Origin of the sequence: Knoellia aerolata DSM 18566, assembly GCF_000768695.1 — a bacterium.
In the GTDB taxonomy this organism is placed as follows: Bacteria; Actinomycetota; Actinomycetes; order Actinomycetales; family Dermatophilaceae; genus Knoellia; species Knoellia aerolata.
On record NZ_AVPL01000002.1, the window covers coordinates 148,197 to 171,021 of the forward strand.

General features: G+C 71.4%; 23 protein-coding genes. 16 read left to right on the forward strand and 7 right to left on the reverse strand.

Annotated elements, in window-relative coordinates; genetic code table 11:
- Positions 1-9 precede the first annotated feature (9 nt).
- Positions 10-195, reverse strand: a complete 186-nt coding sequence (locus N801_RS01915; RefSeq protein ID WP_035932251.1) for a DUF5703 family protein — start codon at positions 193-195, stop codon at positions 10-12.
- A gap of 38 nt (positions 196-233) precedes the next feature.
- Between N801_RS01915 and N801_RS01920 the strand changes: the two genes are divergently transcribed.
- Genes N801_RS01920 through N801_RS01930 form a run of 3 tightly spaced genes read left to right on the forward strand, consistent with a single transcriptional unit; the run spans position 234 to position 2,622 of the window.
- Positions 234-614, forward strand: coding sequence for a hypothetical protein (locus N801_RS01920; RefSeq protein ID WP_035932252.1), 381 nt, complete (start codon positions 234-236; stop codon positions 612-614).
- Positions 615-673: 59 nt separating this feature from the next.
- Positions 674-1,747, forward strand: coding sequence for an LLM class F420-dependent oxidoreductase (locus N801_RS01925; RefSeq protein ID WP_035932253.1), 1,074 nt, complete (start codon positions 674-676; stop codon positions 1,745-1,747).
- Positions 1,744-2,622: an undecaprenyl-diphosphate phosphatase gene (locus tag N801_RS01930; protein WP_035932254.1), complete on the forward strand. Its 879-nt coding sequence runs from the start codon at positions 1,744-1,746 to the stop codon at positions 2,620-2,622. The genes N801_RS01925 and N801_RS01930 overlap by 4 nt, the downstream gene beginning before the upstream one ends.
- A gap of 7 nt (positions 2,623-2,629) precedes the next feature.
- Here N801_RS01930 and N801_RS01935 read toward each other — a convergent pair whose 3' ends face one another.
- Positions 2,630-3,613: a magnesium and cobalt transport protein CorA gene (locus N801_RS01935; protein WP_035932383.1), complete on the reverse strand. Its 984-nt coding sequence runs from the start codon at positions 3,611-3,613 to the stop codon at positions 2,630-2,632.
- A gap of 29 nt (positions 3,614-3,642) precedes the next feature.
- On the opposite strand from N801_RS01935, the gene N801_RS01940 reads away from it, so the two are divergent.
- The 8 genes from N801_RS01940 to mshC are packed head-to-tail and all read left to right on the forward strand — an operon-like array spanning position 3,643 to position 9,469.
- A complete protein-coding gene (locus N801_RS01940) occupies positions 3,643-4,338 on the forward strand; it encodes an MSMEG_4193 family putative phosphomutase (RefSeq protein WP_035932256.1) in 696 nt (231 codons plus the stop codon).
- Positions 4,339-4,378: 40 nt separating this feature from the next.
- Entirely contained in the window at positions 4,379-5,071 is a 693-nt protein-coding gene (locus N801_RS01945) for an energy-coupling factor ABC transporter permease (RefSeq protein WP_035932258.1), read from the forward strand.
- Positions 5,068-5,397, forward strand: coding sequence for a PDGLE domain-containing protein (locus N801_RS20925; RefSeq protein ID WP_035932260.1), 330 nt, complete (start codon positions 5,068-5,070; stop codon positions 5,395-5,397). The genes N801_RS01945 and N801_RS20925 overlap by 4 nt, the downstream gene beginning before the upstream one ends.
- Before the next feature lies 1 nt (position 5,398).
- Entirely contained in the window at positions 5,399-6,160 is a 762-nt protein-coding gene (gene cbiQ, locus N801_RS01955; protein ID WP_035932262.1) for a cobalt ECF transporter T component CbiQ, read from the forward strand.
- Entirely contained in the window at positions 6,157-6,888 is a 732-nt protein-coding gene (locus N801_RS01960; protein ID WP_035932264.1) for an energy-coupling factor ABC transporter ATP-binding protein, read from the forward strand. Before cbiQ ends, N801_RS01960 begins: the two co-directional genes overlap by 4 nt.
- Before the next feature lie 9 nt (positions 6,889-6,897).
- On the forward strand, positions 6,898-7,407 hold the full coding sequence (locus N801_RS01965; RefSeq protein ID WP_035932266.1) for a DUF3090 domain-containing protein: 510 nt from the start codon (positions 6,898-6,900) through the stop codon (positions 7,405-7,407).
- 3 nt (positions 7,408-7,410) lie between these two features.
- The gene (locus N801_RS01970) at positions 7,411-8,202 is read left to right on the forward strand and encodes an SCO1664 family protein (RefSeq protein ID WP_035932267.1); all 792 of its coding nucleotides are present in this window, start codon (positions 7,411-7,413) and stop codon (positions 8,200-8,202) included.
- Positions 8,203-8,224: 22 nt separating this feature from the next.
- Complete coding sequence (gene mshC, locus N801_RS01975) at positions 8,225-9,469, forward strand: cysteine--1-D-myo-inosityl 2-amino-2-deoxy-alpha-D-glucopyranoside ligase (protein WP_035932268.1); 1,245 nt, start codon at positions 8,225-8,227, stop codon at positions 9,467-9,469.
- A gap of 40 nt (positions 9,470-9,509) precedes the next feature.
- Here the strand turns inward: mshC and N801_RS01980 are convergent, their stop codons facing one another.
- The gene (locus N801_RS01980; RefSeq protein ID WP_035932269.1) at positions 9,510-10,355 is read right to left on the reverse strand and encodes a PAC2 family protein; all 846 of its coding nucleotides are present in this window, start codon (positions 10,353-10,355) and stop codon (positions 9,510-9,512) included.
- Between the two features lie 48 nt (positions 10,356-10,403).
- Between N801_RS01980 and N801_RS01985 the strand changes: the two genes are divergently transcribed.
- Complete coding sequence (locus N801_RS01985; RefSeq protein ID WP_035932270.1) at positions 10,404-11,111, forward strand: HAD family hydrolase; 708 nt, start codon at positions 10,404-10,406, stop codon at positions 11,109-11,111.
- Here the strand turns inward: N801_RS01985 and N801_RS01990 are convergent.
- Both N801_RS01990 and N801_RS01995 read right to left on the reverse strand, forming a co-directional pair.
- Positions 11,040-11,885: a RecB family exonuclease gene (locus N801_RS01990; protein ID WP_035932271.1), complete on the reverse strand. Its 846-nt coding sequence runs from the start codon at positions 11,883-11,885 to the stop codon at positions 11,040-11,042. The genes N801_RS01985 and N801_RS01990 overlap by 72 nt on opposite strands.
- Before the next feature lie 228 nt (positions 11,886-12,113).
- Positions 12,114-13,361, reverse strand: coding sequence for an MFS transporter (locus N801_RS01995; protein WP_052112507.1), 1,248 nt, complete (start codon positions 13,359-13,361; stop codon positions 12,114-12,116).
- A gap of 153 nt (positions 13,362-13,514) precedes the next feature.
- Between N801_RS01995 and N801_RS02000 the strand changes: the two genes are divergently transcribed.
- Complete coding sequence (locus N801_RS02000) at positions 13,515-14,024, forward strand: MarR family winged helix-turn-helix transcriptional regulator (RefSeq protein WP_035932273.1); 510 nt, start codon at positions 13,515-13,517, stop codon at positions 14,022-14,024.
- 45 nt (positions 14,025-14,069) lie between these two features.
- On the opposite strand, the gene metH is transcribed toward N801_RS02000, so the two are convergent.
- Entirely contained in the window at positions 14,070-17,906 is a 3,837-nt protein-coding gene (gene metH, locus N801_RS02005; protein ID WP_245618162.1) for a methionine synthase, read from the reverse strand.
- Positions 17,907-17,944: 38 nt separating this feature from the next.
- Between metH and N801_RS02010 the strand changes: the two genes are divergently transcribed.
- Genes N801_RS02010 through arc form a run of 3 tightly spaced genes read left to right on the forward strand, consistent with a single transcriptional unit; the run spans position 17,945 to position 21,766 of the window.
- Positions 17,945-19,045 (forward strand): site-2 protease family protein, encoded by a 1,101-nt coding sequence (locus N801_RS02010; RefSeq protein WP_035932275.1) that lies wholly within the window; start codon positions 17,945-17,947, stop codon positions 19,043-19,045.
- A gap of 11 nt (positions 19,046-19,056) precedes the next feature.
- Positions 19,057-20,067 carry a tRNA (adenine-N1)-methyltransferase gene (locus N801_RS02015; RefSeq protein WP_035932276.1) on the forward strand — a complete coding sequence of 337 codons (1,011 nt, stop codon included), beginning with the start codon at positions 19,057-19,059 and terminating at the stop codon, positions 20,065-20,067.
- Positions 20,068-20,101: 34 nt separating this feature from the next.
- Entirely contained in the window at positions 20,102-21,766 is a 1,665-nt protein-coding gene (arc, locus tag N801_RS02020; RefSeq protein ID WP_035932277.1) for a proteasome ATPase, read from the forward strand.
- Between the two features lie 90 nt (positions 21,767-21,856).
- Here arc and N801_RS02025 read toward each other — a convergent pair whose 3' ends face one another.
- The gene (locus N801_RS02025) at positions 21,857-22,402 is read right to left on the reverse strand and encodes a hypothetical protein (RefSeq protein WP_169744198.1); all 546 of its coding nucleotides are present in this window, start codon (positions 22,400-22,402) and stop codon (positions 21,857-21,859) included.
- Between the last annotated feature and the right edge of the window lie 423 nt (positions 22,403-22,825).

Sequence of the window (22,825 nt, forward strand, 5' to 3'; positions counted from 1 at the left end):
TCGCGCGCGTCAGGACGCGCGGTGGGCGCGAATGATCTTGCGCCGCAGCCAGGTTCGGGTCACGCCGCCGATGTAGATGCGGGTCCGGTGCAGCTCCCAGTGGCCGTACTCGGCGTGCTCGGTCAGCTCCCGACGGATGTCCCCGCGACGGGTGTCCCGTCCGAAGACCATGACCCGATACTCGTATTCGACCATCGACCCATTGTGCGGCACGAGACGCTACGGTTCTGTGCATGAGCGCCGACCCGCGTGCCAGCCTTTCCCTCCTCGTCTCCGCCTTCGAACGGCACCTCGAGGCGTGCTCCGGCCGCCGCGGTGAGGACGACCCGACCGTGGCCGCGGCCTACGACGACCTGCTCGACGCCTTCGAGACCTACGACAACGCCCTCTACGAGGCCTTCGGCGAGATGACCCCGCTCGACGTCTACACCGGCGACGACGGCGACGCGGACGACGAGGACGAGGAGGACCTCGACGAGGACGACGACGATGACGACGGCGTCTACGCGGGCCTGGACGACGAGGACTTCGACGACGAGTCCGACGACGGCGACGACTCCGACACCGGTGGCTCGGCCGACGGCGAGCCCGCTGGCGCCGACCGCACGCGCTGACCCCAGCGGCGGCCGCACCTCGCCGAGGTCGCGGACACCCTCCGCACTACCGTGGGCGCATGCGACTCGCGGTGAACCTCGGCTACATGGGCCTGTCCTCCAGTGCGGACATGCTCACCCTGGCGAAGGAGGCCGACCGCCTCGGCTACGACTCCGCGTGGGTCGCCGAGGCCTACGGCAGCGACGCGGTTACGTTCCTCTCGTGGATCGGTGCGAGCACCGAGCGGATCGCCCTCGGGTCCGCGGTGATGCAGATCCCGGCGCGCACCCCGGCGATGACGGCCATGACGGCCGCCACGCTGGACCACCTCTCCGGGGGGCGTTTTCGTCTCGGTCTCGGGGTCTCCGGCCCGCAGGTGAGCGAGGGCTGGCACGGCGTCCGCTTCGACAAGCCCCTCGGGCGCACCCGTGAGTACGTCGAGATCGTGCGCCTGGCGCTGTCGCGCCAACGGCTGGCGTATGCCGGCACGCACTTCACGCTGCCCCTCCCGGACGGTCCGGGCAAGGCCCTCAAGCTGACGATCGCGCCCACGCAGACGCACCTGCCCGTCTACCTCGCCGCGGTCGGCCCGAAGAACCTCGAGCTGACCGGTGAGATCGCCGACGGCTGGCTCGCCATCTTCTTCTCTCCCGAGCACTCCGGCGACATCGTCGAGTCGATCGCGATAGGTCGCCGCGCGGCCGGGCGGGGGAGCGACGACGACCCGATGGCCGGGTTCGACATCGTCCCGACGGTGCCGGTCGTCGTCACCGACGACGTGGAGGCCGGTGCCGCCGCGGTCGCGGCCTACTCGGCGCTCTACATCGGCGGCATGGGCTCACGCGAGAAGAACTTCTACAACCAGCTCGCCTGCCGGATGGGCTTCGAGGACGAGGCCGCCCGGGTGCAGGAGCTCTTCCTCGCCGGGCAGCACCGGGACGCCGCGGAGGCGGTCCCCTTCGAGTTCATCGACGCCACCGCCCTCATCGGCCCGCCCGAGCGGATCCGCGAACGCGCCACGCGCTACGCCGCTGCCGGGGTCACCACGCTCGGCGTGTCACCCTTTGCCCTGACCATCGAGGAGCGGGTCGAGACCCTCCGGGTGATGGCAGACCTCGTCCCCACGACCGTGCAGGAAGCCCCCACCCCATGATCCTTGTCGACCCACCCGTCGAGCTCAGCTATCTCGAGGCCGTCATCCTCGGCGTCGTCGAAGGCCTCACCGAGTACCTCCCCGTCTCCTCCACCGGTCACCTCACCATCGCCGAGAAGCTGCTCGGGATGCCGGTCGACGCACCGGCGGTCACGGCATACACGGCTCTCATCCAGATCGGCGCGATCCTCGCGACGTTCACGTACTTCGGAAAGAAGATCCTGCGCCTCTTCCTCGCGTGGGTCGCCGGTCTGCGCAGCGCGCAGGCTCGACAGGAGCACGACTACCAGCTCGCGTGGGCCGTCATCGTGGGCTCGCTGCCCGTCGTCGTCACGGCCCTGCTCCTCAAGGACCTCATCTCCGGGCCGCTGCGCAGCCTCTGGGTCGTCGCCGGCGCCCTCATCCTGTGGAGCGCGGTCATGTGGGTCGCCGAGCGGCGCCACGACGTCCTCGCGGCGCAGGGTGAGCAGCGCGGTGAGGACGCCCTGACGATCAAGGACGGCCTCGTCATCGGCCTGGTGCAGTGCTTCTCGCTCGTCCCGGGAGTCTCACGCTCCGGTGCGACGATCTCCGCGGGCCTCATGCGCGGCATCGACCGCGTCACCTCGACCGAGCTGTCCTTCTTCCTCGCCATCCCGGCGCTCACCGGTGCCGGGATCTACGAGACGGTCGACAACGTCGACGCGCTCAAGGCGCTCGGCGTCGGCCCGATCATCACGGGCATGGTCGTCGCGTTCGTCGTCGCCTACGCCTCGATCGCCTGGCTGCTGCGGTTCGTCCAGAGCAACTCGCTGGTCTCGTTCATCGCCTACCGGGTCGTGCTGGGGGCGATCCTCTTCGTCGTGCTCGGGGCCGGGTGGCTCACCGCCACCTGAGCGGGACTCAGAGCCACCGCACCCGCTTGAACGTCACCCACAGGCCGGCGCACACCGACGCCATGAGGGCGAGGACGGCGAAGTAGCCGTAGTGCCATCGCAGCTCGGGCATGTGGTCGAAGTTCATCCCGTAGATGCCGGCGATCATCGTCGGCACGGCGGCGATGGCGACCCACGCCGAGATCTTGCGCATGTCCGCGTTCTGCTGGACCGAGATCTTGGCGAGGTTGGCGCTGAGGACGTCGCTGAGCAGGCGGTCGTACGAGTCCATCCGGTCGGCGACGAAGTGCAGGTGGTCGTCGACGTCGCGGAAGAGCAGGCGCAGCTCGTCGTGGGGGAGTGGCGAGCGCTGGCTCGTGTGGAGCATCCGCAGCGGCACGATCATCGGCGTGATGGCACGACGCACCTCGAGGACCTCGCGCTTGAGCCGGTAGATGACGTCCGAGGAGACCAGCTCCTCCGAGAAGACGCCCTCCTCGATCTCGTCGATGTCGCGGGCGAGCTCGACGTCGATCTCGAGGTACTGGTCCACAGCCTTGTCGATGATCGCGTGCAGGGCCGCCATGGGACCCAGCGCGAGCTTGGCCGGGTCGTCCTCGAGCTCCTTGCGGACGCCGGCCAGCGGGCTGAGCTCACCGCGGCGGATCGTCAGCACGAAGTGCTCGCTGATGTGGATCATGATCTCGCCGGTCTCGACGTCCGAGGTCTCCTCGATGTAGCTCAGGGTCTTGAGGACGACGAACATGTCACGGCCGTAGAGCTCGATCTTGGCCCGCTGGCGGCCCGACACCGCGTCCTCGAGGGCGAGCTGGTGCAGGCCCAGCCCGAGCTCGGCGTTGACCTCCTCGAGCTCGGCCATCGAGGGGTCCTTGAGTCCGATCCACAGGAAGTCGTGGGGCGAGCCGGAGCTCCTCATCCGGTCCAGCTCGTCGCTGAGGTCGCCGCACGGTTCGCGCCGGCCGTCGCGGTACAGGGCCTTGTCGACGATCACGGGCGCCATTGTTGCCTACAGTGGGCGCCGTGGCACTGCTTCTGCTCGTCCGGCACGGACACTCGACCGCGAACGCCGACGCCGTCCTCGCCGGGTGGACCGAGGGCGTCGGGCTGACCGAGCGCGGCCGCGACGAGGTGGCCCGGATCGCCGCCCGCCTCACCGAGGTCCCCATCGCCCGGCTGGTGACGAGCCCGCTCCAACGCTGCCGCGAGACGGCCGAGCTCCTGCTGCCGGGGGCAAGCGCCGAGGTGCTCGACGACCTGGGTGAGTGCCACTACGGCGCGTGGACCGGTCGGCCGATCTCCGAGCTGACCCGGGATCCGCTCTGGCGCACCGTCCAGGACGACCCCGCGTCCGCGCGTTTCCCGGCCAGCGACCGGTATGCCGCCGAGTCGCTCACCGAGATGGCCCACCGGGTCGTCTCGGCCATCGCGCGCATCGACGCCGAGGTCGAGGCCGAGCGCGGGCCGGAGGCGGTGTGGGTCGCCGTGAGCCACGGCGACCCGATCAAGGCGGTGCTTGCCGACGCCGTCGGGGCGGGGCTGGCCGGTCTGCAGCGGGTCCACGTCGACCCCGCGTCGGTCTCGCTCGTGCGCCGCACCGGTGACCGGGTCATGGTCCTCGCCGTCAACTCGGCCGGCGACGCCCTCGGCCGCGGGCTGACGACGGTGCCCGCCACGGTCCCGGCGGGCGACGCCACCGTGGGCGGCGGCACGGGATAGAGTCGTTGTTGCACACGGTTCGCAACAGTGGAGGCACGGCATGCACGTCCCGGACGGGTTCCTCGACGCCCCCACCTCGGTCGCCACGGCGGTCCTGGCGGCAGGCGGGGTCGCCCTCGCGCTCGGTCGCGCCCGGCGCGAGCTCGACGACCGCACGGCGCCGCTGGCCGGCCTCGTCGCGGTGTTCGTCTTCGCCGCGCAGATGCTCAACTTCCCGGTGGGTGCGGGCACGTCCGGCCACCTGCTCGGCGGCACCCTCGCCGCGGTCCTCGTCGGGCCGTGGACGGCGACGCTCTGCCTCACCGTCGTCCTCGCCGTCCAGGCGCTGCTCTTCGCCGACGGCGGCATCACCGCGCTCGGCACCAACATCACCCTGATGGGTCTGGTCGGGGTGTGGTCGGGCTGGCTCTGCTACGTCGTCCTGCGCCGGGTCCTGCGCTCCGCCGGTCCCGCCGCGGTCCCGGCGATGGCCGGGGTCGCCGCCTTCCTCTCTGTCCCCGTCACGGCGCTGGCGTTCACGGCCCTGTATGCCGTCGGCGGGCGAGTGCCGATCCCCTTCGAGGCGCTCGTGACCGCGATGCTCGGCTGGCACACGCTCATCGGGGTGGGGGAGGGCGTCATCACCCTGCTCGCCGTGGGCAGCATCATCGCCACCCGCCCCGACCTCGTCCACGGGGCGCGGGGACTCGCGACCGCCCGGCCCCTCGAGATCCGGACCGGGGCGTCGGCATGAGCAGCACTCCGCGCCGGCGCGTCACGACGGGCCGTCTCGTCGCCGCAGGACTCGGCGTCTGCCTGCTCCTCGCCGGCGTCGTGTCGGTGTGGGCCTCGGGCCACCCGGACGGGCTGGAGTTCGTCGCCGAGCGTCTCGGCTTCGATCGCAGCGCCGGCGAGCACGCCGCCTCCGGTTCGCCCCTCTCCGACTACGGCACTGCCGGGGTCGGCGACGCCCGCCTCTCCGGTGGCCTGGCCGGGGTGGTCGGTGTCGCCGTCGTCGCCGTCGTCGCCTTCGGCCTCATGCACCTCCTGCGTCGGCGCGGCACCAGCGACGACGACTGACGTGGGCGGCCAACTCGGACCCCACCTGCACGTCGAGGGCACCTCGGTCGTCCACCGCCTGCCGGCCCACGCCAAGCTCGTCGGCCTCCTGCTCTTCGTCCTCCTCGTCGTCGCCCTGCCCCGCGACGCCCACGGGCACCGGCTCGCCATGCTCGGGGTCGCGTTCGCCGTGGTCGCGGCCACGCGCGTCCCGTGGCGGCACGTCCTGGCCCGGCTCGTCGTCGAGACGCCGTTCGTCGTGTTCGCGCTCGTGCTGCCGTTCGTCGCGGTCGGCCCGACGATGCGAGTCGGACCGGTCACCGTCTCGCGCGACGGGGTGGAGGCGGGGCTGGCCCTCCTGCTCACCGCGACGACGAGCGTCCTCATGGCCGTGGCGTTCGCGACGACCACGTCGAGCCGCGACCTCGTGCGGGGGCTCCAGCGGCTCGGCGTGCCGGACCGGCTCGTCCAGATCCTCGCGTTCATGGTCCGCTACCTGGGGGTGGTGGGCTCCCAGGCGCAGCGGATGAAGGTCGCCCGCGAGTCCCGCGCCTTCGCACCCCGCTCGGTCCGGTCGTGGCCGGTCGTCGCCGCGAGCGCGGGGGCCCTGTTCATCCGCAGCTACGAGCGGGGCGAGCGGGTGCACCTCGCGATGCTGTCCCGCGGCTACACCGGCCGGATGCCGGTGACCGACCCGCTCAGCGCCTCGGCATCGGACTGGGCGCGAGCCCTCGCCCCGTCGGTGCTCGCCCTCGGGACGCTCGTCGTGGCGCACACCGCATGAGCATCCCCGTCCTCGACGTCCGGGGCCTGGCCTTCGCCTACCCCGACGGGCACCAGGCCCTGTTCGGGGTGGACCTGCACGTGCACCGGGGCGAGCGGGTGGCCCTCCTCGGGCCCAACGGCGCCGGGAAGACGACCCTCGTGCTGCACCTCAACGGGATCCTCGAGGCGGGAGCGGGCTCCGTGGCCATCTCCGGCCTCCCCGTGGTCCCGGAGCACCACCTCGAGATCCGCCGGCGGGTCGGGATCGTCTTCCAGGACCCCGACGACCAGCTGTTCATGCCCACGGTGCGCGACGACGTGGCGTTCGGGCCGGCCAACCTCGGGCTGCGCGGTGACGCACTCGCCGCACGGGTCGACTCCGCCCTCGCGGCCGTCGACATGACGGGGTACGCCGACCGGCCCCCGCACCACCTCTCGTTCGGGCAGCGACGGCGGGTCGCGATCGCGACCGTGCTCGCCATGGAGCCCGAGATCCTCGTCCTCGACGAGCCGTCGTCGAACCTCGACCCCACGTCGCGACGCGAGCTCGGCGAGCTCATCACCTCGCTCGACGTCACCGTGCTCATGGTCACCCACGACCTGCCCTTCGCATTCCAGCTGTGCGAGCGGTCGGTCGTGCTCTCGGACGGTGTCGTCGCGGCCGACGGACGGACCCGCGAGCTCCTCGCCGATGGCGCGCTCCTGCGCCGCCACCGCCTCGAGCTCCCGTGGGGCTTCTCGGGTTAGTCTGCGCGCATGGCGATCAGTGACTTCGACCCGCCAGAGCGCTTCGTCGCGGGCACCGTGGGTCCCCCCGGGGGCCGCACCTTCTTCCTGCAGGCCCGCGGCGGCGGCCGCCTCGTGTCGGTGTCGATCGAGAAGGTCCAGGTGAGCATCCTCGCCGAGCGCATCTCCGACCTGCTCGACAACGTCGGCGGTCCCGAGGCCTCCGAGGCCGTCGGCGAGCACCACACCGACACCGAGGCCCTCGAGACCCCCATCGAGGACGAGTTCCGCGTCGACACCGTCAGCCTCGCGTGGGACGAAGGCCGCTCCTCCGTGGTCATCGAGTGCCACGACCGCGACCCCGAGGAGGAACCCCCGGTCGACTCGGTGCGCGTCGTCCTCGACCCCACGAGCGCCCGGGCCTTCGCCCGGCGCTGCCTCGCCATCATCGCGGCCGGGCGCCCGCCCTGCCCCTTCTGCGGCCAGCCACTCGACCCCGACGGCCACATCTGCCCTCGGTCCAACGGCTACAAGCGGTAGGTCGTGTCCACCGAGGTCGAGGACCTGCTCGCCCTGGGAGAGGTCGAGCTGCTCGGTCGCATCGTCGACTCGTCCAACGGCGCCGTCCTCGTGCGCGTCACGCACGGGCAGGACTCCCGCCTCGCGATCCACAAGCCGGTGGCGTTGGAGCGCCCCCTCTGGGACTACCCGGACGGGACGCTGGCGGGACGAGAGCGGGCGGCATACCTCGTCAGCCGGGCGGGCGGGTTCGACCTCGTGCCGCCCACCGTCATGCACGACGGTCCGTGGGGACCGGCGTCCAGCCAGGAGTGGATCGGCGACCCCGAGACCCCCGTCGAGCTCGTCGTCGACGTCGTGGCCCCGGGCTCGGTGCCCGACGGGTGGCGCGAGGTCCTGCGTGGCGAGGCCCCCGACGGGGAGGAGGTCGTCGTGGCCCACTCCGTCGACCCCGAGGTGCGCACCGCGGCGGTCTTCGACGCCCTCATCAACAACTCCGACCGCAAGGGCGGCCACCTCCTCCGCGTCGGCGGCGGGCTGTGGGGCGTGGACCACGGCGTCAGCCTCGGGGTCGAGCCGAAGCTGCGGACCGTCCTCTGGGGCTGGGCCGGCGAGGCGCTCCACGCCGACGACGTCACCCGGCTCGAGCGGGTCCGGGCGGCGCTGCGGGCCGGCGACCTCGTCGCGAGTCTCGCCGGGCTGCTCACGGAGGACGAGATCACCGCCCTGACCCGGCGCGCCGAGCGGCTCCTCGCCGACCGGCGCCACCCCCTGCCGAGCCCGGGGTGGCCGGCCATCCCGTGGCCGGCGATGTGAGGGCCCGCCGTAGGCTGCGTCAGTGATCTCGTGGCCCACTCCGTTCCTGCCCGCCATCCCGCCCGGCGGAGCCGGCCTCCGACTCCACGACACCAGCACGGGTCGGCTGCGGGAGATCACCCCCGGACCGGTCGCGCGCCTCTACGTCTGCGGCATCACCCCCTACGACGCGACCCACCTCGGCCACGCCGCCACCTACGTCGCCTTCGACCTCGTGGGCCGGGTGCTTCGCGACAACGGCCACGAGGTGCACTACACGCAGAACGTCACCGACGTCGACGACCCGCTGCTCGAGCGGGCGGCCCGGGACGGCATCGACTGGCGTGACCTCGCCGTCGCCGAGGCCGACCTCTACCGCGAGGACATGACGGCCCTGCAGGTCATCCCGCCGCGGGACTACGTCGGCGTGGTCGAGGCCATGCCGACCATCGCCGAGCTGGTGCTGCGCACCCTCGCCGGCGGGGCGGCATACGAGGTCCCGAACGACGACGTCGACGGCCCCGACCTCTACGTCGACCTCTCGACGGTCACCGGCTTCGGGCAGGTCTCGGGCTGGTCGCGTGAGCAGATGCTCGCCGTCTTCGCCGAGCGCGGGGGAGACCCCGACCGCCCGGGCAAGCGCGACCCCCTCGACCCGCTGCTGTGGCGGGCCGCGCGCGTCGGCGAACCGTCGTGGGAGTTCGCGGGGCTGCCCATTGGGCGCCCCGGGTGGCATGTGGAGTGCACGGCGATCGCGCTCGACCGCCTCGGCGTCCCGATCGACGTCAACGGTGGCGGCTCCGACCTGATCTTCCCGCACCACGAGATGACCGTCGCGCAGGCGAGCGCCATCGGGGTACAGGAGTACGCCCACGTCCACACCCATGCCGGGATGGTCGGGCTGGACGGGCACAAGATGAGCAAGTCGCGCGGCAACCTCGTCCTCGTCTCCGCCTTGCGCGCCGAGGGCGTCGACCCGATGGCGATCCGGCTCGTCCTGCTCGGGCAGCACTACCGCACCGACTGGGACTACACGCCGGACCTGCTGTCGGCCGCCCAGGCGCGCCTCGATCGGTGGCGCGAGGCGCTGTCGGTCAACACCGCCCCGTCGGCCGACGCGACGGTCGCCGCGATCCGCACTGCCCTCGCCGACGACCTCGACGCGCCCGCTGCGTTGGCCGCGGTCGACGCGTGGGCCGACCTCACGCTCAGCACCGGCGGGGCCGAGGCGACCGCGCCGGGGCTGCTCGCCCGCACCCTCGACGCGCTCCTCGGCGTCAAGATCTGATCGTCGGCCACCGCCGGCGGGCCGGCCGCTCCGCCGGTCGTCAGTCCTCGGTGCCGCGCTTGCGCAGGTAGCGCTCGAACTCCTTGGCGATCGCGTCGCCGCTCGCCTCGGGCAGCTCCGCGGTGTCCTGGGCCTCCTCGAGCGACTCGACGTACTCGGCCACCTCGGAGTCCTCGGACGCCAGCGCGTCGAGGCCGTTCTCCCAGGCGCGGGCGTCGTCGTCGAGGCTGCCGTGGCCGATCGTCGCGTCGAGGAGGTCCTCGAGGCGGGTGAGGATGGCCCGGCTGGCCTTGGGTGACGGGGTGTGGTGCGCATAGTGCGGCACGGCAGCCCAGACCGAGATCGAACCGACACCCACCTGGACGGCGGCGTCCGCGATGACGCCGACGATGCCCGTCGGTCCCTCGTAGGTGCTCGCCTCGAGGTCGTGCCGGTGGCGGGTGTCCTCGTTGTCGGAGGTCGCCGTCACCTGGATGGGCCGGGTGTGGGCCACGTCGGCGAGCAGCGCGCCGAGGGTGATGACCATCGTGACGTCGGCGGCCTGCGCGACCTCCATGAGCTCGATCGCGAAGGCCCGCCAGCGGAACGACGGCTCGACACCCTGCACGAGGATGACGTCGCGGCCGATGGGCGTGTCGGTGGCGACGAGGATGCGGGTCGTGCGCCAGCTGATCCGGCGCCGACCGCCCTCGGACAGCACCCGTGGACGGTTCACCTGGAAGTCGTAGTAGTCCTCCGGGTCGAGCGCGGCGACGGGCTCGGCGTCCCAGAGGTCGGCGAGGTGCTCGATGACCCCACTGGCCGCCTCACCGGCGTCGTTCCAGCCCTCGAACGCCAGGATCATCACGGCGTTCTCCATCTCGGGCAGGTCGTCGAGCTCGATCAACGTGTCCTCCTCGTAGGTCCCGGTCCACCCTATTCGTACACTCGCCCCATGACGCTGCCTGCTGCCGTTCTCTGGGACATGGACGGGACTCTCGTCGACACCGAGCCCTACTGGATCGCTGCGGAGCACGACATCGTCGAGGAGCACGGCGGCGTGTGGTCGGACGAGTACGCGCACCAGCTCGTGGGCAACGACCTCATGGTGAGCGCCGAGTTCATCCGCGACAACTCGCCGATCACGTGGGAGCCGGAGCGGATCATCGAGGAGCTGCTCGTCCGCGTGACGGCGCGGGTCCGCGAGCACGTCCCGTGGCGACCGGGGGCCCGCGAGCTCCTCGCCGCGCTCGTCGAGGCAGGGGTGCCGAACGCCCTCGTGACGATGTCGTGGCGCTCGCTGGCCGCGGCGGTCGTCGATGCCCTGCCGGAGGGAACCTTCGACGTGCTCGTCACCGGGGACGAGGTCGAGCACGGCAAGCCCCACCCCGAGCCGTACCACGCCGCCGCGAGGATGCTCGGGGTCGAGGCCCGCGACTGCATCGCGATCGAGGACTCCCCGACGGGGGTCCGGTCGGCGGTCGCCGCGGGCGTGCCCACGATCGCCGTGCCGCACGTCGTGCCGGTCCCGCTCACCCGCGGGGCGGTCCAGCTGCAGAGCCTGCGCGGGCTCACCCCGCACGACCTCGTGTCAGTCGTCGCCGACGAGCGCCTCGCCGGTGACCGCCGGGTCGAGCACCAGGCGCCCGGCGTCCGAGGGTAGCGGCGGGGGAGTCCCGCCCCACTCCGGGCACAGGTCGCGGAAGTCGCACCAGTCGCACAGCCTGGACACTCTCGGTCGCCAGTCGCCGGTCTCGCTGGCCCGCACGATGGCGTCCCAGACCGCCCGGACGTTGCGCTCGAGACCGAGCAGGTCGTGCTCGTCCGGCTCATAGCGGACGATCTCGCCGTTGCCGAGGTAGACGAGCTGGAGCTGCTTGGGGATGACGCCGCGCTGGCGCCACAGGACGAGCGCGTAGAACTTCATCTGGAACAGCGCCTTGCCCTCGAACGCCTCACGCGGTGACTTGCCGGTCTTGTAGTCGACGACCCGCATCGCCCCGTCCGGCGCGATGTCGAGCCGGTCGACGTAGCCGCGCAGGGTGAGGCCGTCGACCTCGGTCTCGACGTAGAGCTCGCGCTCGGCCGGCTCGAGGCGTTGCGGGTCCTCCAGGGTGAACCAGCGCTCGACGAGCAGGCCGGCCGCCTTGAACCAGCCGTCCTCGTCGAGGCTCTCGTCGTCCTGGATCATCGTCGCGAGCTCGGGGCGGTCCTGGACGAGGCTGGCCCAGCGGGGCTGGAGGAGCGCCAGCGCCGCTGCGGGGGTGCGCTCGGCGGCCGGCAGCTCGAAGAGGTGCTCGAGGACCTCGTGCACCAGGGTCCCGCGGGCAGCCGCCGGCGACGGCGGACCGTCGAGCTTGTCGATCGTCCGGAACCGGAACAGCAGCGGACACTGCTTGAAGTCCGCAGCGCGGCTCGGGGACAGGGCGGGAACCATGGGCGTCACCGTATGCCGTCCCGCCGACACCCTCCGCCCCCCGCGCCCCCCGCGCCCCCCGCTTGCGTCCGCAGCTCTGGTCGACAACCTGACCATCTCTGCGGACGCACGCACCCGGCATACGGCAGCGTCTGCGTCTGCGTCGATGGTGAGGTTCTCGACCATCCGCGCAGACGCAGACCAGGCGCCCCGGGTTGCGTCAGAGTGAGCGGCTGCTGGAACAGCCGCTCACGCTGACGCAAGCGCGGGACGGGGCGCCGGCGTCGGCTGCCCGGTGCTCGGGCGCATGGCACCCCTGAGGCGCCACGCGGCGTACACGGCCAGGACGCTGATCGCGAGGTGCAGCCCGAGGAAGCCCTGGGCGAACCCGGCACCCAGCAGCGCTCCCGCGACGAGGGGACCCAGCGCCGAGAACGTCGTCTGCAGGGCCCCGAAGATTCCCAGGGTCTGGCCCACCATGCCGCGCGGGGCCAGGGACGCCGTCAGGGGGCTGAGCACCGGGCTGTACATCGTCTCGCCGACCGCGAAGATCCCGAAGGTCGTGACGAAGATCGCGGACGCGGCGCCCGGGGCGAGCTGGGCCGACGAGAGGACCAGCCACGAGAGCACCCAGATCGCCCCGACGGCCATGAGCAGGGTGGGAGGGCTGCGGTGTGCGGTGAGGCGCACGACGATGACCTGGAGGGCCACGATGACGATGGCGTTGACCGCCGCGGCCGTGCCGATGGCAGCGGTGTCGATCTCGAGCACGGTGAGGCCGTATGCCGGGAGGCCGGACTCGAACTGCGCGTAGAACCCGAGGGCGAGGGTCACGGTGACCACCGCGGTCCAGCGCAGTGCGGGGCTCGCGAAGATCAGGCGCAGCGACTCGCGCGGGCTCGCCGGCGCCGCCCCCTCGGTGGAGATGTCGCTGCCGGGGTGGATCCCCGCGCCCCGTCCAGCCAGCCCGATGACCAGCGACGAGATCGCGAAGCCCGCCGCCGCGGTGACGAACCCGACGTCGAGGCCCTGCGCGTCACGCAGGTCGACGAGGTGGCCGGCCACGTAGGCGCCGGCCGCCATGCCCAGGGCCTCACCCGTGAACTTGTAGGCGAAGATCCGTCGGCGGTCGGCACTGGCGACCCAGCGCAGCACGAGGACCTGCTTCGCGGGGACCGCCGCGGTGAGACCGAGCCCGAACACGAACATCCCGGCGAGGAAGCCCGTCGGGGAGTCGGCGAGGACGAGGGCTCCCACCCCGACGGCTCCCAGGAGCTGGGAGAGCACCGCCACAGCCACCGGGTCGAAGCGGTCGCTGAGGCGCCCGGCCACGGGCGCGGCGACGAGCGCGCCGACCGAGAAGAGCGACGACGCGGCCGCGGCGACGAACGCGCCCCACCCTCGGGTGTCGGCGGCATACGCGTACTGGAACGGGAGGACGGCACCCCATCCGAGCATTCCGAGGGACGAGGCGAGGACGAGCAGCTTGGCGCGCACGGCGAGGTGCACCTTTCCGGTGTGGGGGCGGGGGGCAGCCCCGAACCGCACCGGACCGGGACCGAGAGTGTCGGCTTCGATGCCGAAGAATTCGAACCCGAACGTTCGATATCGAAAGGTTAGCATTCGAAGAAGACATGCGACACTCGGGTCATGCCCCGTCGACCGAAGACCGCAGCGCAGCAGCACCGCGACGCCGTCGCGGCCTATGTCGCAGCCGGCGGCGAGGAGTCGGTCCAGCGCGTCATCACTGCGCTCTACGGCGTCACCAAGAAGCTCGACCAGTGGTACGCGCGCCAGCTCGCCGACCTCGACCTCACCCAGGGCGAATGGGCCGTGGTCGCCTCGCTCGCCAAGGCGGGGGAGTCCTGCCAGACCCCGAGCCAGCTGGCCGAGCTGACGAGCGTGGCTCCGTCGTCGATGACCCACCGGCTCGACAAGATGGCCCAGCGCGGCCTCGTCGAGCGCCGGCCTGACGCCGACAACCGCACCCGCACCCTCGTCTCGCTCACGCAGGACGGCTGGGACCTGTTCACCCAGTCCATCCGCCAGTCGGACGTCGTCGAGAGCGACGTCCTGCGAGGGCTCGACGCCGAGGAGCGAGGCGAGCTCGCCCGCCTCCTCGAAGAGGTCATCGCCGAGCTCGACGACGTCGACGCCTGAGCGGGCCGGATCGGACCGCTCAGGCGGGTCTCAGTCCTCGGGCTGTCAGTCCTCGGGCTGGTAGCCGAGGTTGGGGCCGAGCCAGCGCTCGGCCTCGGCGAGGGTCCAGCCCTTGCGAGCGGCGTAGTCCTCGACCTGGTCGCGCCCGAGCCGGCCGACGACGAAGTACTGGCTCTGCGGGTGCGAGAAGTACCAGCCGCTCACCGAGGCGCCCGGCGACATCGCCATGGACTCGGTCAGCTCCATGCCCGTCTGGGCCTGGGCGTCGAGGAGGCGGAAGATCGTCTCCTTCTCGGTGTGGTCAGGACACGCGGGGTAGCCCGGCGCGGGCCTGATGCCGGCGTAGCGCTCGGCGATGAGGTCGTCGTTGGTGAGGTTCTCGTCGCTCGCGTGTCCCCAGAACTCGCGGCGCACGCGCTCGTGCATCCGCTCGGCGAACGCCTCGGCCAGCCGGTCCGCCAGGGACTCGAGGAGGATCGCGCTGTAGTCGTCGATCGACTCCTTGAACTCGGCGATCTTCTCGTGGGTGCCGTGGCCGGTGGTCACGGCGAAGGCGCCGACGTAGTCGTGCAGGCCGCTGTCCTTCGGCGCGACGTAGTCCGACATCGCCCTGTTGGGCACGCCCGGGCGGTGGTGTCCCTGCTGGCGCAGGCCGTAGAGGGTCGTGAGCACCTGCTCGCGCGACTCGTCGGCATAGACCTCGATGTCGTCGCCGACGGCGTTGGCGGGGAACAGCCCGATGACACCGTTGGCCGTGAGCCAGCGCTCCTCGACGATCTGGTCGAGCATCGTCTGGGCGTCCTCGAAGAGCCGGCGCGCGGTCTCGCCCGTGGCCGGGTTCGCGAGGATGTCGGGGTAGCGGCCCTTCATCTCCCACGCCTGGAAGAACGGCGTCCAGTCGATGTAGCGGCGCAGCTCCTCGACCGGGTAGCTGCGGAACACGCGGGTGAACTGGGCGGCGGCGCGGTGCCAGTGCGAGTCGGTCCGCCCGGACCACACGTCCTTGGTCTGCTGGGCGAGCAGGTGCGGGCGCACGGGCCGGTGGCTGGACCAGTCGACCGGCGTCCGGGCCGCGCGGGCGGCCTCGAGCGGGGCCAGTGGGCGGTCGGTCGACTTCGCGGCGTGCCGGGCCCGCATCGAGTCGAAGTCGGCCTTCACCGTGGCGAGGAAGGGCTCGCGCTGGGTCTCGGACAGCAGCTGGCTGGCGACCGGCACCGAGCGCGACGCGTCCTTGACCCACACGACGGGCCCGCTGTACTGGCCGTCCACCTTGACGGCGGTGTGCGCGCGCGACGTCGTGGCACCGCCGATGAGCAGCGGGATGTCGAAGCCCTGGCGCTCCATCTCACCGGCGACCCGGACCATCTCGTCGAGCGAGGGGGTGATGAGCCCGGAGAGGCCGATGATGTCGGCGCCCTTCTCCTTGGCGGTGTCGAGGATCTTCTGCGCGGGCACCATGACGCCGAGGTCGATGACGTCGTAGTTGTTGCACTGGAGCACGACCCCGACGATGTTCTTGCCGATGTCGTGCACGTCGCCCTTGACCGTCGCCATGACGATGAGGCCCTTGGAGCTCTGCGTGGTGACCCCCGACCGCTCCTTCTCCGCCTCGATGTACGGGATGAGGTGGGCGACCGCCTTCTTCATGACGCGGGCCGACTTCACCACCTGGGGCAGGAACATCTTGCCGGCCCCGAAGAGGTCGCCGACGACGTTCATCCCGTCCATGAGGGGCCCCTCGATGACCTCGATCGGCTTGCCGCCGGCGCCCTCGATCTCGGCCCGCAGGTCCTCGGTGTCCTCGACGACGAAGTCGTCGATGCCCTTGACGAGTGCGTGGGTGATCCGCTCGCGCACCGGCAGGGCGCGCCACTCGGACTGGGTGACCTCGGGGGCGGCGTCGCCGGTGTTGTTGAACCTGTCGGCGATCTCGAGGAGCCGCTCGGTCGAGTCGGGGCGCCGGTTGAGGATGACGTCCTCGATGCGCTCGCGCAGGTCGGGGTCGACGTCGTCGAGGACCACGAGAGCGCCGGCGTTGACGATGCCCATGTCCATCCCGGCCCGGATGGCGTGGAAGAGGAAGACGGCGTGGATGGCCTCACGGACCGGGTTGTTGCCGCGGAACGAGAACGAGACGTTCGAGACCCCACCGGAGACGAGCGCTCCCGGCAGGTTCTCCTTGATCCACCGGGTCGCCTCGATGAAGTCCGTGCCGTATGCCGCGTGCTCCTCGATGCCCGTGGCCACCGCGAAGATGTTGGGGTCGAAGATGATGTCGTGCGGGTCCATGCCGACCTCCCGCGTGAGCAGGTCGTACGCGCGACGGCAGATCTCCTTGCGGCGCTCGAGCGAGTCGGCCTGCCCGTCCTCGTCGAAGGCCATGACGACGACGGCGGCGCCGTACTTGCGGCAGAGCCGGGCCTGCGCGAGGAAGGGCTCGACCCCCTCCTTCATCGAGATCGAGTTGACGATCGCCTTGCCCTGCGAGCACTTGAGCCCGGTCTCGATGACCTCCCACTTGCTGGAGTCGATCATCAGCGGCACCCGGCAGATGTCGGGCTCGGCGGCGACGAGCTTGACGAAGCGGTCCATCGCGGCGACGCCGTCGATCATCCCCTCGTCCATGTTGATGTCGATGACCTGCGCGCCGGACTCGACCTGCTGGCGGGCGACGGAGAGGGCGGTGGGGTAGTCCTCCTCCTTGATGAGCCGGCGGAAGCGCGCGGAGCCGGTGATGTTGGTGCGCTCGCCGACGTTGACGAACAACGAGTCCTGGTCGACGGTGAGCGGCTCGAGGCCGCTGAGCCGCAGGGCTCCCGGCACCTCGGCGGGGGTGCGGGTCGTGCCCGCTGCCGCTGCCGCGGCGATGGCGCCGATGTGCTCGGGGGTGGTCCCGCAGCAGCCGCCGAGGATGTTGACCAGCCCGCTCGTCGCGAACTCACCGACGACGGAGGCCATCTGGTCGGGCGTCTCGTCGTACTCCCCGAAGGCGTTGGGCAGCCCCGCGTTGGGGTAGGCCGACACGAAGCAGTCGGCGATGCGCGACAGCTCGGCGATGTAGGGCCGCAGCTCGTCCGCCCCGAGGGCGCAGTTGAGGCCCACGACGAGGGGTCGGGCGTGCCGGACCGAGTTCCAGAACGCCTCGGTCACCTGGCCGGAGAGCGTGCGCCCCGACGCGTCGGTGATCGTCCCGGAGATCAGGACGGGCCAGCGCCGCCCCTGCTCCTCGAAGAGGGTCTCGAGGGCGAAGATCGCGGCCTTGGCGTTGAGGGTGTCGAAGATCGTCTCGACGAGGAGGGCGTCGGCGCCACCGTCGACGAGCCCCTGGGCCTGCTCGGTGTAGGCCTCGACGAGCTGGTCGAAGGTGACGTTGCGCACGCCGGGGTCGTTGACGTCGGGGGAGATGGAGGCGGTCCGCGTCGTCGGCCCGAGCGCACCCATGACCCACCGGGGACGACCGGTCTCCGCCGCGACGGCGTCACAGGCGCTGCGAGCCAGGCGGGCGGCCGCGAGGTTGATCTCGTAGGCGAGGTCGGCCATGTCGTAGTCGGCGAGCGAGATGCGCTGGGCGTTGAAGGTGTTGGTCTCGACGAGGTCCGCACCCGCCTCGAGGTAGGCACGGTGGATCCCCTCGATGACGCCGGGGTTGGTCAGGCTCAGCAGGTCGTTGTTGCCGCGCAGGTCGCTGGGCCAGTCGGCGAAGCGCTCGCCGCGGAAGTCCTCCTCGGACAGGCCCTCCCGCTGGATCATCGTGCCCATGGCACCGTCGAGGACGAGGATGCGCTCCGACAGCACGGCCGTGAGGTCGGCGGTCGCGTCCGGGCGGTGGTCGACGGCGGTGTCGGCCGCGGACACCGGGGACGTGGGGGAGGGAGTGCTCACCCGGTCCAGTATGCCGTCGCGCTTGTTAGGGTCACGGCGTGGCCGCACCTGATGAGACGACCGGATCGGGGCTGGTCATCGCCCGGATCGGGGGGGTCCCCGTGCAGATCGGCGCGAGCTGGTTCCTCCTCGCCGCCGTCATCACCGTCATCGTCGGCAGTGGCGCACCCGAGCTGGGCGTGACCGCCTACGTCGTCGGCGTCGCGTATGCCGTCTCGCTCCTCGTCTCGGTCCTCGTCCACGAGGGTGCCCACGCCGGGATGGCCCGGGCCCTGGGCCTGCCCGTCCACCGGGTCGTCGCGGACCTGTGGGGTGGGCACACGGCATACGACGCCCGTCTCTCGACCCCAGGGAAGGCCGCCGCGATCGCGGCCGTCGGACCGGTGGCCAACGTGCTGCTCGCCGCGGTGGCGTGGGTGGCGTCCGAGCTGGTCACGGCCGACATCCCCCAGCGCGTGCTCTTCGGTGTCGTCGTCGTCAACCTCCTCCTCGCCGCCTTCAACCTCCTGCCCGGCCTTCCCCTCGACGGCGGGCAGCTGGTCGACGCCCTCGTGTGGCGGCTCACCGGGCGGCGCGAGAGGGGGCTCATCGCGGCGGGCTGGACGGGTCGGCTCGTCGTTGTCGGCCTCGTGCTGTGGTTCGTCGTCCTGCCCCTACTGGCGGGGGGCTCGCCGTCGGTCACCTCGATCGTCTGGATGGGCCTCATCGCCGTGTTCATGTGGCAGGGCGCGACGGCCGCGATCCGCACCGGCCAGGCCCGGCAGATGCTGGGCCGCGGGACCGTGGCCCAGGTGGTGCGGCCGGTGCCGGTGCTCCGCGGGCACGACGTGCTCGAGTCCGCTGCCGCGACCGCCGGCCTGGCCGTGGTCGTCGGACCCGGCGGCCTGCCGACCTCGCTCGTCCTGCCCCGGGACGCCGCCGCCGTGCCGCGCGAGCGGTGGGCCTCGACCCCGGTGTCGGCGCTGGCCCGGGTCCAGCCGGACGGGTGGGTCGCGCACACGACGAGCAGCGAGGACCTCACCGCCGTCGTGACGGCCATCCAGGAGTCCGGGAGCCAGGTCGTCGTGGCGGTCGAGGGCGGGCGCGTGCTCGGTCTCGTCACCGTCGAGGCGGTCAACGCCGTCATCACCGCGAACTAGACTCCCGCCTCATGAGTGCGACCGGATCCGAGCTGCGACGTGGACCCTTTGCCGAAGGCGAGCGGGTGCAGCTCACCGACTCCAAGGGCCGCCTGCACACCATCACCCTCGCGCCCGGCAAGCAGTTCCACACCCACCGCGGCTACCTCCAGCACGACGACCTCATCGGCTCCCCCGACGGGTCGACGGTGACCAACACGGCCGGGTTCCAGTACCTCGCGCTCCGACCGCTGCTCGCCGACTACGTCATGTCGATGCCGCGCGGCGCCGCCGTCGTCTACCCCAAGGACGCGGGCCAGATCGTCACCATGGCCGACATCTTCCCCGGCGCCGTCGTCGTCGAGGCCGGGGTCGGGTCGGGGGCGCTGTCGATGTCGCTGCTGCGCGCCGTGGGCGAGAGCGGTCGCCTGCACTCCTTCGAGCGGCGCGAGGACTTCGCCGACATCGCGATGGCCAACGCCCGCGCCTACTTCGGGACCGACCACCCGGCGTGGACGGTCACCGTGGGCGACCTCGTCGAGTCGCTGCCCGGGCACGTCGAGCCCGGCTCGGTCGACCGCGTCGTCCTCGACATGCTCGCCCCCTGGGAGTGCCTCGACGTCGTCGGGCAGGCGCTCACGCCCGGCGGTGTCCTCATCTGCTACGTCGCCACGGCCACCCAGCTGTCCAAGGTCGCCGAGGCCATGCGCGACGCGGGGGAGTGGACCGAGCCGTCCGCGTGGGAGTCGCTCGTGCGCGGATGGCACCTCGAGGGTCTCGCGGTCCGCCCCCAGCACCGGATGCACGGCCACACGGGGTTCCTCATCACCACGCGCCGGCTCGCACCCGGGGTGACCCCGCCGTTGCGCAAGCGCCGGCCCGGCAAGGGCTACGACGACGTGGCCAGCGGAGCGGACGCCGACCCGGGAGTGCCCGAGGCGCTGCCCGGCGCGAGCGCCGAGGAGTGGACTCCGGAGGCCATCGGCGAACGTGTCCCGTCCGACAAGCGAGTCAGGAAGGTCAGGCGCAGCGTCACGGGTTAGCGTGGAGGTGTCAGCCGAGCCGAGGAGGGCCCCGATGACCGAGTTCACCCCGTCCAGGGACAGCGAGGCCCTGCGCCGCCTCGAGGGCACCGTCACCGACCTGCGCTCGCAGGTCAACACCGTCTCCGCCCAGAACGAGCGCCTCGTGCGCACCCTGCGTGACGCCCGCGAGCAGATCATCACGCTCAAGTCGGAGGTCGACCGTCTCGGTCAGCCGCCGTCCGGCTACGGCGTCGTCGTGGAGACCTTCGACGACAAGACCGTCGACATCCTCACCGGCGGCCGCAAGATGCACGTCGCGGTGAGCCCGACCGTCGATCCGGGCGACATCGAGGTGGGCCGCGAGGTCATGCTCAACGAGGCAATGAACGTCGTCGCGGTGCACGGCTACGAGCGGGCGGGCGAGGTCGTCCTGCTCAAGGAGATCCTCGAGGACGGGCGCGTCCTGGTCCTGTCCCGGGCCGACGAGGAGCGGGTGTGCCGGGTGGCCGCCTCCCTCGACGACGTCAGGATCCGCGTCGGCGACGCCCTGCTGCTCGAGCCGCGCAGCGCCTTCGTCTACGAGAAGATCCCGCGGGCCGAGGTGGCCGACCTCGTGCTCGAGGAGGTGCCGGACATCGCCTACGAGGACATCGGCGGCCTGTCCAGCCAGATCGAGCTCATCCGCGACGCCGTCGAGCTGCCCTACCTCCACCCCGACCTCTTCACCGAGCACCACCTCAAGGCCCCCAAGGGCGTGCTCCTCTACGGCCCCCCCGGCTGTGGCAAGACGATGATCGCCAAGGCCGTCGCTGCCTCGCTCTCGCGCAAGATCGCCGAGAAGGAGGGCCGGCCGGCCGGCAAGAGCTACTTCCTCAACATCAAGGGCCCGGAGCTGCTCAACAAGTACGTCGGCGAGACCGAGCGGCACATCCGCCTCATCTTCCAGCGCGCCCGGGAGAAGTCCTCCGAGGGCTTCCCGGTCGTCGTGTTCTTCGACGAGATGGAGAGCCTGTTCCGGACCCGTGGCTCGGGCGTCTCCTCCGACGTCGAGACGACGATCGTGCCCCAGCTGCTCAGCGAGATCGACGGCGTCGAGGGCCTCGAGAACGTCATCGTCATCGGGGCCAGCAACCGTGAGGACATGATCGACCCGGCCATCCTGCGACCGGGCCGGCTCGACGTGAAGATCAAGATCGAGCGCCCGGACGCCGAGGCCTCGATCGAGATCTTCGCCAAGTACCTCACCCCCGACCTGCCCCTGCACACCGACGACCTCGCCGAGAACGGCGGCTCACCGGAGGCCACCGTCGACGCGATGACCCAGGCCGTCGTGACCCGCATGTACGCCGAGGACGACGAGAACGAGTTCCTCGAGGTCACGTACGCCGGCGGCGACAAGGAGGTCCTCTACTTCAAGGACTTCAACAGCGGCGCCATGATCCAGAACATCGTCGACCGCGCCAAGAAGATGGCCATCAAGGACTTCCTCACGACCGGTCACCGCGGCCTGCGCGTCGACCACCTCCTCCAGAGCGTCGTCGACGAGTTCAAGGAGAACGAGGACCTGCCCAACACGACGAACCCGGACGACTGGGCGCGCATCTCCGGCAAGAAGGGGGAGCGGATCGTCTACATCCGCACGCTCATCAAGACCAAGGAGGGCAACGAGCCCGGCCGCTCGATCTCGACGATCGCCAACACCGGCCAGTACCTCTAGCCCCAACCCGACGGCAGCGTCCGCAACCCTGGCCGTGAATCCGGCCAGGGTTGCGGACGCAACGGGTGCGTCAGGCGGTGTCAGGCGGCGTCAGGCGGTGCGCTCCACCCATCGCACGGAGTACGTTCCGACCGAACCGTCCACCGCCGGCACCTCGTCCAGGCTGCCCTGCACCGTGGCGTAGCTGAAGATCCGGGTCTCGCGAGACCGGTACGTGACACCGGACTCGGGGTCACGGAACGAGTCCGTGAAGGTCGTCTTCGAGGTCGCGCCCGTGGGCGACAGGGTGACACTGACCGGCACGTTGCGCGCGGCCGTGGCACCTTCCTCGGTGGTCGCGTCGTACAGGTCGACGAGGCCCGAGTACGTGCTCGAGGCGGCCTTGCCCTTCCCGGTGACGACCGTCATGTTCTCCCCCCACATGAAGTACGAGCCGGCCATCTCGCACGCGTTCTCACCGTTCTCGTCGCCCCACGGGGTCTCGCCCGCCTCGCAGGTGAAGGTGTCGACGAACCCCTCGGCCAGGTCGCTGCTGTGGAAGGTGAGCGAGGCAAAAGAGTAGTTCCCGGGCACGTCGCCGGGGGTCCCTGCGCCCTCGAAGAAGACGTCGGCGAAGGTCCCCTTGTCTCGGAACATGAACGTACTGCCGGCGGAGGCCGGCAGGGTCGACGCGATGAGTGGGACCGCAAGCGCAAGCGCCGTGACGGTCCGGAGAGGTGTCCGCATGAGTGTTCCCCTTTGACTGCAGTGCGATCCGGCACACCTACCCCGATGCGAAGCGAAGAGACCCGGACCCGCGGCGGTTGGAGCCAGCCGGCCCCGGCCTCATCGTGGCAGCGGCGCCGTCACCGGGGGCCCGCTTTGCCGGAATTCGCCACACTGGCGGCGTGCTGGCCACCGCGAGCGTCCGCAACCTTGGTCGCGAACCCAGCCAACATTGCGGACGCAACGGGACGGCATACGGCAGCGTCCGCAACCTTGGTCGCGAACCCAGCCACGGTTGCGGACGGAACGGGCGCGACACCCGGGGGCGGCCTCGGGAGGCGAGCCGGGCTGACC

Bases quoted from the DNA above. Each gene is read 5' to 3' on its own strand.
- N801_RS01920 (WP_035932252.1), top strand. From the start codon at position 234: ATGAGCGCCGACCCGCGTGCCAGCCTTTCCCTCCTCGTCTCCGCCTTC.
- N801_RS01915 (WP_035932251.1), bottom strand. From the start codon at position 195: ATGGTCGAATACGAGTATCGGGTCATGGTCTTCGGACGGGACACCCGT.
- N801_RS01930 (WP_035932254.1), top strand. From the start codon at position 1,744: ATGATCCTTGTCGACCCACCCGTCGAGCTCAGCTATCTCGAGGCCGTC.
- N801_RS02025 (WP_169744198.1), bottom strand. From the start codon at position 22,402: ATGTTCCGAGACAAGGGGACCTTCGCCGACGTCTTCTTCGAGGGCGCA.
- N801_RS01945 (WP_035932258.1), top strand. From the start codon at position 4,379: ATGCACGTCCCGGACGGGTTCCTCGACGCCCCCACCTCGGTCGCCACG.
- N801_RS20925 (WP_035932260.1), top strand. From the start codon at position 5,068: ATGAGCAGCACTCCGCGCCGGCGCGTCACGACGGGCCGTCTCGTCGCC.
- N801_RS01925 (WP_035932253.1), top strand. From the start codon at position 674: ATGCGACTCGCGGTGAACCTCGGCTACATGGGCCTGTCCTCCAGTGCG.
- N801_RS01985 (WP_035932270.1), top strand. From the start codon at position 10,404: ATGACGCTGCCTGCTGCCGTTCTCTGGGACATGGACGGGACTCTCGTC.
- N801_RS02015 (WP_035932276.1), top strand. From the start codon at position 19,057: ATGAGTGCGACCGGATCCGAGCTGCGACGTGGACCCTTTGCCGAAGGC.
- arc (WP_035932277.1), top strand. From the start codon at position 20,102: ATGACCGAGTTCACCCCGTCCAGGGACAGCGAGGCCCTGCGCCGCCTC.
- N801_RS01965 (WP_035932266.1), top strand. From the start codon at position 6,898: ATGGCGATCAGTGACTTCGACCCGCCAGAGCGCTTCGTCGCGGGCACC.
- N801_RS01990 (WP_035932271.1), bottom strand. From the start codon at position 11,885: ATGGTTCCCGCCCTGTCCCCGAGCCGCGCTGCGGACTTCAAGCAGTGT.
- N801_RS01960 (WP_035932264.1), top strand. From the start codon at position 6,157: ATGAGCATCCCCGTCCTCGACGTCCGGGGCCTGGCCTTCGCCTACCCC.
- N801_RS02000 (WP_035932273.1), top strand. From the start codon at position 13,515: ATGCCCCGTCGACCGAAGACCGCAGCGCAGCAGCACCGCGACGCCGTC.